Genomic DNA, 14,620 nt, shown 5'->3' with positions numbered 1-14,620 from the left:
ATTTGTGCTTAACAAGGGTGGTACCGCGACCACAACTCGTCCCTTCTTTTTTAGAAGGACGGGTTTTTTTATTGTCTTCAAACGATCAAACAGCCGTTTATCCAGGCGGTTTTGTATATCAAAAGGAGGATTACACTCATGCAAGAAACGTTAAAACAGCTTGAATTAGAAGCGATAGCGAAGGTTGAAGCAGCTAGCTCGCTCAAAGAAGTCAATGACATTCGTGTTCAATATTTAGGGAAAAAAGGGCCGATCACAGAGGTGCTTCGCGGAATGGGCAAGCTGTCCGCAGAAGAAAGACCAAAAATGGGCGCACTCGCAAACGAAGTGAGAGAGCAGATTGCTGGTGCTATTGCTGAAAAAAATGAACAGCTGGAAAAAGAAGAAGTGAAGAAGAAACTTGCGTCTCAAACGATCGATGTTACATTGCCAGCAAGCCCAATCAAAATAGGGGCAAGACATCCATTAACGATTGTTGTCGAAGATATTGAAGATTTATTTGTTGGTATGGGCTATACCGTTGAGGAAGGTCCTGAGGTCGAAACGGATTATTACAACTTTGAAGCGCTGAATCTTCCAAAGGAGCATCCGGCACGTGATATGCAGGACAGCTTCTATATTACCGAGGATACACTACTCAGAACACAAACGTCACCAGTTCAAGCACGTACACTTGAAAAATATAAAGGACAAGGTCCTGTGAAGATCATCTGCCCTGGGAAAGTATATAGACGAGACAGTGATGACGCGACTCATTCACATCAATTCATGCAGATTGAAGGGCTTGTTGTCGATCACAATATTAGTATGAGTGATCTAAAAGGTACGCTAGAGACAGTGGCGAGAAAAATGTTTGGTGAAGATCGTGAAATTAGACTGCGTCCAAGCTTTTTCCCATTCACAGAACCATCTGTCGAAGTGGATGTGTCTTGCTTTAAATGCGGAGGAAAAGGCTGTTCTGTATGTAAAGGAACAGGCTGGATTGAAATTTTAGGAGCTGGGATGGTTCATCCAAATGTCCTGAAGATGAGCGGATTTGATCCAGAAACTTACCAAGGCTTTGCTTTTGGAATGGGTGTTGAACGGATTGCAATGCTCAAATACGGCATTGATGATATTCGCCATTTCTACACAAATGATATTAGATTCACAAAGCAATTCAAGCAGGACTAAGAGGAGGAAATCAACATGTTTGTTTCATATAAATGGTTAGAAGACTATGTCGATTTAGAAGGCATTCAGCCGGATGAATTAGCAGAAAAAATCACAAGAAGCGGAATTGAAGTGGAAGCCGTTGAATATAAAGGCGAAGGCATTAAAGGAGTTGTCGTTGGACACGTCGTGGAGCGAGAACAGCACCCGAATGCCGACAAATTAAACAAATGTCTCGTGGATATCGGAGAAGACGAACCGGTTCAAATTATTTGCGGAGCTCCGAATGTGGATAAAGGACAATATGTGGCTGTCGCAACGGTTGGCGCAGTCCTTCCTGGGAACTTTAAAATTAAAAAAGCAAAGCTGCGCGGCGAAGAGTCTCATGGCATGATTTGTTCTCTGCAAGAATTAGGTGTCGAAAGCAAACTCGTACCAAAGGAATATGCAGAAGGTATTTTTGTTTTCCCAAATGACGTCAAACCCGGAGATGATGCCCTTCAGGCACTTCAATTAGACGATGCGGTACTTGAGCTTGGCTTAACGCCAAACCGTGCGGATGCCCTGAATATGCTAGGTGTCGCCTATGAGGTTGCAGCCATCTTAGGGAAAGACATCAAACTTCCTGATACAGCACATAACACGTCTTCAGAAAAAGCAGCAGACTATATTTCGGTGAAAATTGAGGATCAAGAAGCGAATCCACTTTATGCAGCGAAGATCATTAAAAATGTAAAGATTGGACCAGCACCGCTTTGGATTCAAACAAGATTGATGAATGCAGGCATTCGCCCAATTAACAACGTCGTCGATATTACGAACTTTGTACTGCTTGAATACGGTCAGCCGCTTCATGCGTTTGATTATGACCGCTTTGGTTCAAAGCAAGTGGTCGTACGTAAAGCGACTGATAGCGAAAGCATTCAAACACTTGATGAGCAAGAACGTACACTTTCATCAAAGCATCTTGTGATCACTAACGGAACGAAAGCGCACGCTGTCGCAGGCGTCATGGGCGGTCTTGAATCAGAGGTGCGTGATGAAACGACAACGATTCTTTTAGAAGCGGCATATTTCAACGGTCAAACAGTCCGTCAAGCATCTAGAGACTTGGGGCTTCGCAGTGAATCAAGCACACGATTTGAAAAAGGACTTGATCCGCAGCGTACGAATTCTGCAGCCGAAAGAGCAGCGCAATTGATCAGCATCTATGCAGGCGGTGAAGTGCTAAGCGGGACTGTGGAGGAAAACCACCTTGAAACAAGTATGAATGTCATCCACGTATCCACTGAGCGTGTGAACAAGGTGCTTGGCATGAGCATTTCAAAAGAAGATATGATTCAAATCTTCAACAAACTGGGCTTTACAGTGGGCGAATCAAATGACGTTCTTGTCGTAACCGTTCCTTCTCGTAGAATGGATATCACGATTGAAGAAGATCTCATTGAAGAAGTTGCGAGATTATACGGCTACGATAATATCCCGTCTACACTGCCTGCGACAGCTGGTACAGTTGGCGGTCTCACGCCATACCAAGTGAAGCGCAGAAAGGTGAGACGCTTCTTAGAAGGCGCAGGTCTTTCTCAAGCGATCACGTATTCATTGACAAATCAGCATAAGTCTACAGCTTTTGCACTGAATCCAGCTTATAAAACGAGACTTTCCCTGCCAATGAGTGAAGAACGAAGTGTGCTTAGACAAAGTCTTCTGCCAAACTTACTTGATTCTGTTGCATATAACTTGGCAAGACAAGCTGATTCATTTGGTTTTTATGAAACGGGTTCTGTGTTCTTAGCAGAAGCTGAAGGAGCAAAACCGGTGGAAAAAGAGCATGTCGCTGGTGCGCTGACAGGCTTATGGCATAAAAATCTTTGGCAGGGCGAGAAAAAAGCCGTTGATTTTTATGTAGCGAAAGGAATTGCAGAAGGTCTATTTGAAAAGCTTGGTGTATCAGACCAAATCACATATGTTCAAGCAGAGCGTGAGGGTCTTCACCCAGGTCGTACAGCAGATGTTCATTTAAATGGAAAAGTCATTGGGTTTGTTGCTGCACTTCATCCAGTCATTGAAAAGGAATTAGATTTAAAAGAAACATATGTCTTCGAGTTTGATTTAACAGATGTGATGACGTCTGAATTGAAGGATATGAAATATACAGCGATTCCGAGATTCCCTGCTGTGACAAGAGATATTGCACTTGTTGTAGATCAGAATATCTCAAGCGGACAGCTGGAGCGCGTCATCTATGAGGCAGGCGGGGATTTACTGACAGACCTATCCGTCTTTGATGTGTATGAAGGTGAACATATGGAAGAAGGCAAAAAATCTGTTGCATTCTCTCTCCAATATTTAAATCCGGAACAAACATTGACAGAGGAAGAAGTCACGGCTGTTCATACAAAAGTATTGAAAGCATTAGAAGATACGTATCAAGCCGTCTTGCGCGGTTAAAGAAAAAAGAGCTATGGCCTTAGGGACTGACCCCCGTTTTTGAGACAGGGATCAAAACACCTTTATACAGCCAATTGCCGATAGTTTATCGGTGATTGGTTGTTTAGTTTCGTTTGAATACGAATGTTGTTATAATAATAAATGTATTCTTTGACAGTGCGTTCTACGATGCTGGTCGTAGTGCGGTCAATCCTGTTAAGATAGAACGTTTCAGACTTTAGTGAGGAATGAAACGATTCGATGGAGGCATTATCAGCGGGCGTCCCTTTACGGGACATGCTCATGGTAATGCCTTTTATATGAACAGCTTTCTGATACTCGTAAGATGTATACACAGAACCTTGATCGCTATGTAACACGCAATTCTCAGGCAGTGCTGGGAGCTGATTAAGTGTGTTTAAGATAAAGTCTGTGTCCTGCTTATCACCAATCGTAAAAGCAATCACTTCTCCATTATATAAATCCAATATACTGGAAAGGTACAATTGTTTCTGTCCATAAGGCAAATACGTGATGTCCGTTACTAGTTTTTCAAGAGGGCGATCAGACTGAAAGTTCCGATCCAGTATATTACTGGCCACGGCATAGGGCTGCCCATTCTTCTTACGCTTTTTCATTTTAACCCGGCATTGCCACTGGTTTTTCTGCATGATGCGTTGAACAGTTTTATGGTTAATACGCATTCTCCTTTTTAGTATAGCTGTGATTTTTCGATAACCATATCGATATTTGTGCTTTCGGCACAACGTGCCGACCTGTTTCTCTAGTTGTCTTTTAGAATGATTCTGAGTCAGATCCTTTTTCCATCTATAATACGAAGTACGTAAGATGCCTAAATGGACACAGATGTCCTGTACCGTCATCGTTTTGCACAATTCTTCTACCAGTTTGATTGACGTTTCCTTATCAACTTCCTTTCCAATTCGTTGTACTTTTTTAAAACTTCATTCTGTTGACTCAAATAGCGATTTTCTGCCTGCAGTCTCTCTAATTCGGAAGAGTACTCGGGACCCTTTCCATAGGTATATTGTTTTCCAACAGGCTGTTCGAACCGGTGTGTATCCCCAGCTTTATGCCACCTCACCCATGTCTGAACCTGCGTCTTATTCTTGATATTCAATTTCTGCATGATCTCTTTCATAGGTACGCCTGCCAATCTCATTTCTACAGCCTTCTGTTTGACTTCAACCGGATAACTCACTCTTGTCCCCATAGAAAAAACACCTCCATGTTTTATTTCGGATCACAACGATCCATTTTCAAACTTGAAGGTGTTTTTTATTTGTCTCATCTTATGGGGTCAGTTCCCTTATGGGCCTAGCTCTTTTTTATAGCCATTTTTTCGCTTTTTGTGTGTTGGCAAAATGCAGTTTTGTAAATTGACGTAAAGCCTCTTCGCCGTGCAGCTTGATGAGCTTTGCAGCCGCCTTGTCCACATGAGGACCGGCTCCTTTTGGGATGTCAAACCCAGCTGCTTTAGATAACTTATCCATTTCAATTAAAAAAGCGTACCTTGCAATAATGGAAGCCGCAGCAACTGACAGATGAATGCCTTCTGCTTTTGTGCTAAAGTACGTCCGCTCTCGAATGATTTTTTTCCCAGCAAGATGCTTGAAATAAATGCCCGGTTCTGCAAATTGGTCAATCAAAATAGCTTCAGGCTGCTTCCCGTCTAATTTCTCTAGCACAGAGGTGATGACTTGGTTATGAAGGAGCGCCTTCATTTTCCCTTGGCTCATGCCCTTTTCCTGCATCGCATTGTACTTTTCATTTCGGAGCACGAGAAGGCTGAACGGAATGGTTTTGATGAGATCTTTGGCAATGTTGATAATTTGCGGGTCTTTTAGGCCTTTTGAGTCTTTTACGCCAAACTCTTTCATGAGAGCAAGCTGGCTGGCATCAACATAGGCGGCACAGACCGTTATCGGTCCAAAATAATCACCTGTTCCTACTTCATCTGAACCGATGACGGACATAGAAGCAATCCCTGACGGCGGACTATATTTTGTGACAGCCGGTGTTTTTGGGCTCTTCGTATCAGCTGCTTTTAAATGGCTGAATTGACGGGCTTCAGCTTCTGCCTTTTGTCCTTGAAACAGCACTTTTCCAGATCGATAGGCTGTAATCGTACAGCCAGGAACCTTGGCTTGAAAAAGGGCGCCTGGTGGTAACGTATCAGTTAAGTGGTGCGCATACGCGCTCTTCATTTTTTTAAGGTCTTCTGATGTTGCTTTTAAGACGGATTGGGGCACAGTGGATAACTCCTTTTTACCTTGATATCATTGATTTCTAAAGTGTACCATAACAGGGAAGGGCTCGTCTTTCCATTCAATGTCTAAACATGTTATGATAGAGACTAGGATTCTCGTGGAATGGAGGAGAAACGTTGTCTGACGGCGGTAAAACGAAAACAACAAAAACAACAGTTGAGATTTACGGACAGTCCTTTACGATCATCGGTCAAGAAACGAAGATGCATATGCGACACGTTGCTTCAATTGTTGATGATAAAATGAGAGAAATAAATGAAAAAAACCCATACCTTGATATAAACAAACTAGCTGTACTGACAGCAGTCAATGTCGTCCACGACTACATGAAATTAAAAGAGCAATACGAAAAACTAGAGATTCAGCTTAAAGAAAAGGAATGAAATTACCGTGATCGATATCATCATTTTGTTTTTGCTTCTTATGGGAACGCTTGTCGGTCTAAAACGCGGGTTTATTCTTCAATTTATTAAATTGATCAGCTTTGTTGTTTCTATCTTAGTGGCTTCCATGTTTTATCAGTCACTTGCACCACAGCTTACGTGGATTCCAGCACCTAATTTTAGCGGCGGTCAAGCGCAGCTCGCTTTCTTTAGTGGGAATTTAGAAACAGCTTATTATAATACCATTGCGTTTATCATTCTGTTTATCTTGACCAAAATCCTGCTCGCCATCATTGGCGGATTGCTCACAACCATTGCAAGTATACCTGTGATTAAGCAGGTCAACAAACTGCTTGGCGGTGTTTTAGGATTTCTTGAAACCTATCTATTTGTATTTATTCTCTTGTTTGTCGCTGCATTACTTCCAGTCGATGCACTGCAAACAATGTTGAGTAAATCCATATTAGCAGATGCGATCGTAAGCAACACCCCTTATCTGTCCGGTCTTGTCAAAGACTTATGGACGACGTATGGAGTTTAAAAACTTCTCCTTTCTTGGAGAAGTTTTTTCTCATTCCATGACAGAAAGTTGTAGGATGAAGGAAAAGTTTGTATATTTATAAAGGAAGATGCCAAAGCGGCTGGAGGATGAGAGATGAATAAAAAAGATATTATCAAACTTCTTGAAACAATTGCAGTATATATGGAGCTAAAAGGAGATAATCCTTTTAAGATTTCTGCCTTTCGTAAAGCAGCAGCGGCACTGGAGCAAGATGACCGCAGCCTTTCTCAAATAGATGATCTATTAGCATTACCTGGCATTGGAAAAGGAACCTTTGCTGTGATCACTGAGTATATCGAAAAAGGACAATCAGAAACACTCGAACAATTAAAAACGGAAGTGCCCGAAGGACTTGTCCCGCTTTTGAAATTACCAGGACTCGGCGGGAAGAAGATCGCTAAGCTTTACCAAGAGCTTGGCGTCCATGATGCACAATCTCTAAAAGAAGCATGCGAAGCGGAAAAGGTACAAGCGCTTGCTGGCTTCGGCAAAAAAACAGAAGAAAAGATTCTCGCAGCTCTTGAGGAAGCAGGAAAGCAGCCGGAACGACTGCCAATTGGCTTTGCATTAGATGTGGCAGAGCGGATTGATTATGCCCTTGAAGAGATGAAAGGTATCATCCGTTTTTCAAGAGCCGGCAGTTTAAGACGTGCTCGCGAAACCGTCAAAGATTTAGATTATATCATTGCAACAGACAATCCTGAGCAAGTTAGAGAGCAGCTCGTTGCACTTGATGATGTCAAAGATGTTATCGCAAGCGGTGATACGAAGGTATCTGTTGTGCTTGCCCTTGATTTTGAGATCAGTGTCGACTTCCGGCTTGTGACAGTAGACCAATTCGCAACTACGCTGCACCATTTCACTGGCTCAAAAGATCACAATATTCGAATGCGTCAGCTTGCGAAGGAACGCGGAGAGCGCATTAGCGAATATGGTGTGGAAACAATTGAAACTGGAGAAGTAAAAACGTTTGAAGACGAAAGCGCTTTTTATGCACATTTTCAACTTCCGCTCATTCCGCCAGAAATTCGTGAAACCGGAGCGGAGATTGATACGTATAAAGAAAGTATGCAGTTTGTAGAACTGAAAGATATTAAAGGCGACCTTCATATGCACTCGACATGGAGTGACGGAGCATTCTCTATTCGTGAGATGGCGGAAGCAAGTATCGCCAAAGGCTATGAATACATGGCGATTACAGACCACTCGCAATATTTAAAAGTAGCAAACGGTTTAACAAAAGAACGTTTGCGTCTGCAAGCAAAAGAAATTGATAAGATTAATCAGGAATTCGAGCATTTTCACATTTTCAAAGGGGTCGAAATGGATATCCTGCCGGATGGATCGTTAGATTATGATGATGACTTTTTAAAAGACATGGATTTTGTCATTGCGTCTATCCATTCTAGCTTCTCTCAGCCGGAAGAAGTCATTATGGAACGCCTTGAAAATGCCTTGCGTAATCAGCATGTCGATTTAATTGCACATCCAACAGGCCGTTTGATCGGCAGACGGGATGGCTATGCCTTAAATATAGATCAGCTCATAGAGCTTGCGAAGAAAACAGGCACTGCACTTGAGCTCAACAGTAATCCGTCAAGACTTGATTTGAAAACAGAGCATTTAATGAAAGCAAATGAAGCGGGTGTGAACATCATGATCAATACAGATGCGCACAACATCGCCATGCTGGAACATATGGAAGTCGGTGTAACAGCTGCAAGAAAGGGCTGGACACCAAAAGTAAATGTCGTGAATACTTTTACTCTAAACGAGATCAAAAAGTTTTTAACGCGTGACAGGTAGTCGTTAGGAGGCTGGACCATGCTGCAACAAAAAGTGTTAGCATCATTAGAATTTCATAAAGTAAAAGAAAAAGTGATGTCCTATACCGCATCCACATTAGGAAAAGAAAGAGCGCAGGATTTAACACCTCTGACGGATATAGAAACCATTCAGCATTTGCTGGAAGAGGTAGCAGAAGCGCAAGATGTGATCCGCTTAAAGGGATCAGCGCCATTTGGCGGGTTAACAGATATTAGACGCGCAGTGAAACGGGCAGAAATCGGCAGTACATTAAGCCCTTCTGAGCTGATGGAAATCGCAGGGCTATTATATGCGGTGAAAAATATGAAGCGCTTTCTCACGTCCATGTATGAAGATGGAGTAGACATACCGCGCCTTCATACATATGCTGAGACGCTCATATTACTGCCTGAAATCAGAAAAGAAATCGAAAGCTGTATTGGTGATAATGGAGAAGTGCTTGATCATGCAACCCCTACACTTCGTTCACTGCGCATTCAATTACGCTCACTAGAATCAAAGGTTCGTGATAAATTAGAAGCGATGATTCGTTCACAATCGGCTTCGAAAATGCTGTCAGACACAATTGTCACCATTCGTAATGACCGGTTTGTTATTCCGGTGAAACAAGAGTACCGCTCGAATTACGGCGGAATTGTTCATGACCAGTCTTCATCAGGGGCGACCCTTTTTATTGAGCCGCAAGTGGTCGTGGATGTAAATAACACCTTGCAGCAAACCCGTTTAAAAGAGAAGCAAGAGGTTGAAAAGATCCTGCAAATGCTGACAGAGAGCGTGTCAGAGCACATTGGGGAACTGCTTCACAATGTAAAGGAGCTGCAGACGCTAGATTTTATTTTTGCTAAAGCTAAATATGCAAAGGCAGAAAAAGCCACAAAACCTGCTGTGAATGATCAAGGAGAAATCTATTTAAAACGAGCAAGACATCCTCTATTGCCTCGGAATCAAGTTGTCGCAAATGATATTGAGCTCGGCAAGGATTTTTCAACAATCGTGATCACTGGACCAAATACAGGGGGAAAGACCGTTACTTTAAAAACGCTAGGTCTTCTGACGTTGATGACACAGGCGGGTCTCCATATTCCAGTTGAAGAAGGCTCTGAAGTGGCTGTGTTCGACCAAGTCTTTGCCGATATTGGAGACGAACAGTCCATTGAACAAAGCTTGAGTACGTTCTCATCTCACATGGTCAATATTGTAGATATCTTAAAGCATTTGACTTCTAACTCTCTCGTGTTATTTGATGAATTAGGGGCAGGAACAGACCCAGCTGAAGGTGCGGCTCTTGCGATGAGCATATTAGATGAAGTGCATCAAACGAATGCACGTGTCATCGCAACGACTCATTATCCCGAGCTGAAGGCATATGGGTATAACCGGGAAGGCGTCACGAATGCAAGCGTGGAGTTTGATATTGAAACCTTATCACCAACGTACCGCCTGCTCATCGGTGTGCCTGGACGAAGTAACGCATTTGAAATTTCAAAGCGTCTTGGTTTGCCAGATCACCTCATAGACCGGGCAAAAGCGGATATGCATGCAGAGCATAATGAAGTAGACCAAATGATTGCTTCATTAGAAGATAGCAAGAAACAAGCAGAAGAAGAACTGCATGAGACAGAATTCTATAGAAAAGAAGCAGAAAAGCTTCATAAAGAATTGCAAAGACAAATTCTTGAATGGAATGAGCAAAAGGAAAAACTGCTTGAAGAAGCTGAACAGAAAGCGAAAAAGAAAATTGAACAAGCATCAAAAGAAGCAGAAGATATCATTCAAGAGCTCCGTTCGATAAAAAGTGAACACCGTTCATTCAAAGAGCATGAACTCATTGATGCGCGAAAGCGTCTTGAAGAAGCCGTTCCTGAGTTTGACAGAAAGAAGAAGCCAGAGCCAGCGAAAAAAGCAGTAAGACAGCTGAAGTCAGGCGACGAAGTCAAAGTGCTCACCTTCGGGCAAAAAGGAACGCTGCTTGAACAAACAGGCGACAAAGAATGGAGTGTCCAAATGGGCATTCTGAAAATGAAGGTAAAAGAAAAAGACATGGAATTTATCAAATCAGCACCTGAATTTAAGCAAGAAAAAGCCATCACGGCAGTTAAAGGGAAAGACTATCATGTCTCGCTTGAGCTTGATTTAAGAGGCGAGCGCTATGAAAATGCCTTAAGCAGGGTCGAAAAATATTTAGATGATGCTGTATTAGCTGGTTATCCGCGCGTGTCTATTATTCACGGAAAAGGAACTGGCGCCCTTAGAAAAGGGGTTCAGGAATTACTGAAACAGCATCGAAGTGTGAAAAATGCTCGTTTTGGCGAACAAGGTGAGGGAGGATCAGGCGTCACCATCGTCGAATTAAAGTAAAAAGGAGAAAACGCATGAAAGCCTTTTGGGAAAATGAACTTGTGGAAATTGCCGCCTATTATAGCGTGGCCGTCCTGTGTCTCGTCTTATTTCTAACCATTTTTGAACTCGTCACCTCCTATAAGAACTGGGAAGAGATCCAGCGGGGGAACTTAGCCGTTGCCATGGCAACGGGCGGGAAAATCTTTGGGATTGCGAATGTGTTTCAGCATTCAATCGCTCAGCACAATTCCCTTCTTCAAATGGTTGGATGGGGCGTATACGGCTTTGTGATGCTGCTTGTCAGCTATTTCATTTTTGAATTTTTAACACCTCGTTTTAAAGTAGACAAAGAGATTGAAAATGATAATAGAGCGGTCGGGTTTATTTCACTCATCATTTCAGTTGGGCTGTCTTACGTAGTAGCAGCCGGCATTTAAGGAGACGACATGGAAAAGCTAGCAAAAGTATTAATCGTAGTTGCCTGCACTTTTGCGGTCATTGGTGCCGTTTATCTGTTCCTGTGAAATGAAGAAAACAACGTTAGAAAGCTGTCAGGGAACCCCTTGGCAGCTTTTATCTCATCAAAGGCGGCGAATGACATGAAGCACATTCTGCAAAAAGATGAATTGATCAAGCGCATTGATACTTGTCTTCAAATGACATCCCTTCCAAGAGACATATACAAACCGTATATTGCACGTCCATTTCAAACGTCAGGATTTTTTGATGATTTGAGTCCCTATATTCAAATCGATTCGAGTGGTTATATCCTCATACAATATGAACGAGGAATTCAAATGCTGCATAAAAGAACAAAAGTGGCGGATGAAGTCATTTACTGGATTTTAGAAGACACCATTTTTCTCACGGTTTACATCGACATGATGAGGAAGTATCAAGTCGACAACATCCAGACGCATTTACCGAATGATCCAAGTATCCATCAACAGATCGTGGATAGAGTCAACGAGTCATTTCGTACAATTGGCGGTTTATATGAACAGTGGCATCATGAAGGAAAAAGAGCTTCTATCGAAACACCGGCGAACAAGTAAACATGTGCAATTGAACCAAGCCCTATTAGAAAAAAGCAAACTGCCCTAAGGAAAAGTTTGCTATAATATAATAGTACGAAAGTTCAGGAAGGAGGGTTTTTATGCAGTCAGATAAACGTTGGCTTCTGCATTACCCGAATCAAATTCCCCACGAACTCACCATCCCAAATGAAACATTACAATCTTACTTATTCAGCTCCGCAGAGGCTGCACCTGAGCATACAGCCATTCATTTTCTAGGAAAGAACATCACCTATGAACAGCTGCAAGAAGACGTATTGAAACTAGCCAGTCATCTGATGAAAATTGGCGTGAAAAAAGGTGACAGAGTAGCGATCATGCTGCCGAACTGTCCTCAATCGGTCATTTCTTATTATGCTGTTTTAATAGCAGGCGGCATCGTTGTTCAAACAAACCCGCTTTATACGGAGAAGGAACTGGAATATCAAATGGAAGACAGCGGCGTCAAAGTGCTGATCACGCTAGATTTGTTGTATCCAAAGGCTTATAAAATGAAAGCGCTGACAAGAATGGAGCACTTAATCGTCACTAAACTACAAGATTATTTACCATTCCCGAAAAACATACTGTTTCCTATTGTGCAAAGAAGAAAAAATAAAATGGTCATCCAAGTGGAGAAAAATGACACCATTCATCACTTCGCGCAGATTATGAAAAAATCGGAAGGTGAACAGCAGATACCCGCACTTGCCTTTGATCCGAAAGAGGATATCGCTGTTTTGCAATATACAGGCGGAACGACCGGGTTACCAAAAGGGGTCATGCTCACACATGAGAATATTTTAGCGAATACTGAAATGTGCGCTTCCTGGATGTATAAAACGACCAGGGGGAAAGAACGCATCCTCGGCATCATTCCGTTTTTTCATGTCTACGGAATGACGACCGTTTTAAATCTTGCTGTCAAAGAAGGACATCAAATGATTCTTCTTCCACGCTTTGATGTCGCTGATACCCTCAAAACCATTGAAAAACAGAAGCCGACGCTATTTCCAGGCGCACCAACAATGTATATCGCCTTGCTGCATCATCCGAACATTGAAAAGTATGACCTGTCGTCCATCTCTGCATGTCTAAGCGGCTCAGCGGCACTTCCTGTTGAAGTCAAACAAAGCTTTGAAAAATTAACAGGAGGACGCTTAGTGGAGGGGTACGGACTTTCAGAAACCTCACCCGTCACTCATTCTAACTTTTTATGGGGAGCGAACAAAACAGGCAGCATTGGCTGTCCGTGGCCTAATACAGATGCAGGTATTTATTGCGAAGAAACCGGAGGCCTCAAAGAACCATATGAGCATGGGGAAATCATTGTTAAAGGCCCCCAGATCATGAAAGGATACTGGAATCAGCCAGAGGAGACAGAGGCTGTATTACGAGATGGCTGGTTTTTCACCGGAGATATAGGGTATATGGATGAGGACGGTTTTTTCTATATCGTCGACCGGAAAAAAGATGTCATCATTGCGAGCGGCTATAATATTTATCCAAGAGAAGTCGAAGAAGCCCTTTATGAGCATGAGCTTGTACAAGAAGTCGTCGTCGCCGGTATTCCAGATCCGTACAGAGGAGAAACAGTGAAAGCATTTGTTGTGCCGAAAAAGGGTGCCTACTTAACAGAGGACGAACTTGATCGCTTTGTCAGGACGAGAATTGCCTCATTTAAAGTACCGCGCGTGTATGAATTTAAAGAATCACTGCCTAAAACAGCCGTTGGGAAGATTTTGCGCAGAGTATTAATTGAAGAAGAAAAAAGAAAGCACGCTTCTTCATCTGAAACGCCTGCCGATCAATCGAAAACATAACGGCCTGCATCATCCGGTCCATCGGCCGGATGATTTGAATGTTGACTGTCTGCTCTGGTATGTTAAAGGTGGAAAAGAAAGAGAAGATCACTTGACAAATCCCCCGTTTCTTTTTAACATAAAGTTATGAATGAATACTCATTCAATCCAGAAAGGGACGAAGCACATTGAAGCAGAAAAGACCGAAGTACATGCAAATTATTGATGCAGCAGTTGTGGTGATTGCAGAGAACGGCTATCACCAATCACAAGTTTCAAAGATTGCGAAACAAGCAGGGGTAGCAGACGGAACCATTTATCTTTATTTCAAAAATAAAGAGGATATTTTGATCTCATTGTTCAAAGAAAAAATGGGACAATTCATCGAACGGATGGAAACAGATATTCAAAAGAAGCCGTCGGCGAAAGAAAAGCTTTTACTGCTCATTGAGGAGCATTTTCGTATGCTTGCGCAAAATCATCATTTGGCTCTTGTGACACAGCTTGAACTTAGGCAGTCAAACCTTGAGCTGCGGCAAAAAATCAATGAGGTGCTGAAAGGGTATTTAAATATGCTCGAGTCGATTTTAGCAGAAGGAAAGAAAACAGGAGAGTTCAGACAAAATCTAGATGTCCGTTTAGCGAGACAAATGGTATTTGGGACGATTGATGAAACCGCTACAACATGGGTCATGAATGATCAAAAATATGATCTTCCTGCACTCGCAGAAAACGTACGTGATCTACTCTTAAACGGAATACATCAATCTTAAAGACA

The 14,620-nt window shown here is 42.4% G+C and carries 12 protein-coding genes; 10 read left to right on the top strand and 2 right to left on the bottom strand.

The genetic code is table 11. The annotated features are described in order from the left end of the window. The first annotated feature begins 138 nt into the window (after positions 1-138). Positions 139-1,173 carry a phenylalanine--tRNA ligase subunit alpha gene (gene pheS, locus MKY18_RS12895; protein ID WP_113767538.1) on the top strand — a complete coding sequence of 345 codons (1,035 nt, stop codon included), beginning with the start codon at positions 139-141 and terminating at the stop codon, positions 1,171-1,173. Positions 1,174-1,188: 15 nt separating this feature from the next. After that, on the top strand, positions 1,189-3,603 hold the full coding sequence (gene pheT / locus MKY18_RS12890; RefSeq protein WP_342497534.1) for a phenylalanine--tRNA ligase subunit beta: 2,415 nt from the start codon (positions 1,189-1,191) through the stop codon (positions 3,601-3,603). 62 nt (positions 3,604-3,665) lie between these two features. Here pheT and MKY18_RS12885 read toward each other — a convergent pair. Next, a protein-coding gene (locus MKY18_RS12885) for an IS3 family transposase (RefSeq protein ID WP_185108217.1) occupies positions 3,666-4,816 on the bottom strand; the annotation gives its coding sequence in 2 pieces (ribosomal slippage) (positions 3,666-4,543 and positions 4,543-4,816; 1,152 coding nt in all). Between the two features lie 115 nt (positions 4,817-4,931). Further along, entirely contained in the window at positions 4,932-5,855 is a 924-nt protein-coding gene (rnhC, locus tag MKY18_RS12880) for a ribonuclease HIII (RefSeq protein ID WP_340961325.1), read from the bottom strand. A 134-nt stretch (positions 5,856-5,989) separates the two neighbouring features. Here rnhC and zapA point away from each other — a divergent pair, with 134 nt between their 5' ends. The 8 genes from zapA (at position 5,990) to MKY18_RS12840 (ending at position 14,615) form a co-directional block, all read left to right on the top strand. Next, positions 5,990-6,256 (top strand): cell division protein ZapA, encoded by a 267-nt coding sequence (gene zapA, locus MKY18_RS12875; RefSeq protein ID WP_044139945.1) that lies wholly within the window; start codon positions 5,990-5,992, stop codon positions 6,254-6,256. Between the two features lie 7 nt (positions 6,257-6,263). Next, complete coding sequence (locus tag MKY18_RS12870; RefSeq protein WP_003216761.1) at positions 6,264-6,797, top strand: CvpA family protein; 534 nt, start codon at positions 6,264-6,266, stop codon at positions 6,795-6,797. Between the two features lie 114 nt (positions 6,798-6,911). Next, complete coding sequence (polX, locus tag MKY18_RS12865; protein WP_065098563.1) at positions 6,912-8,624, top strand: DNA polymerase/3'-5' exonuclease PolX; 1,713 nt, start codon at positions 6,912-6,914, stop codon at positions 8,622-8,624. 21 nt (positions 8,625-8,645) lie between these two features. After that, a complete protein-coding gene (locus MKY18_RS12860) occupies positions 8,646-11,003 on the top strand; it encodes an endonuclease MutS2 (protein ID WP_065098679.1) in 2,358 nt (785 codons plus the stop codon). 14 nt (positions 11,004-11,017) lie between these two features. Beyond that, complete coding sequence (locus tag MKY18_RS12855; RefSeq protein ID WP_007501637.1) at positions 11,018-11,422, top strand: DUF350 domain-containing protein; 405 nt, start codon at positions 11,018-11,020, stop codon at positions 11,420-11,422. A gap of 162 nt (positions 11,423-11,584) precedes the next feature. Beyond that, positions 11,585-12,040, top strand: a complete 456-nt coding sequence (locus MKY18_RS12850; RefSeq protein ID WP_044139947.1) for an immunity 63 family protein — start codon at positions 11,585-11,587, stop codon at positions 12,038-12,040. Between the two features lie 101 nt (positions 12,041-12,141). Beyond that, positions 12,142-13,863, top strand: coding sequence for an AMP-binding protein (locus tag MKY18_RS12845; RefSeq protein WP_342497533.1), 1,722 nt, complete (start codon positions 12,142-12,144; stop codon positions 13,861-13,863). 167 nt (positions 13,864-14,030) lie between these two features. Beyond that, entirely contained in the window at positions 14,031-14,615 is a 585-nt protein-coding gene (locus MKY18_RS12840; RefSeq protein ID WP_003216590.1) for a TetR/AcrR family transcriptional regulator, read from the top strand. Positions 14,616-14,620: the final 5 nt, after the last annotated feature.

Origin of the sequence: Bacillus sp. FSL R7-0672, assembly GCF_038601465.1 — a bacterium.
GTDB lineage: Bacteria > Bacillota > Bacilli > Bacillales > Bacillaceae > Bacillus > Bacillus pumilus.
Note: the sequence above shows the minus strand (reverse complement) of the source record. Positions and strands in the feature narration are given on the sequence as shown.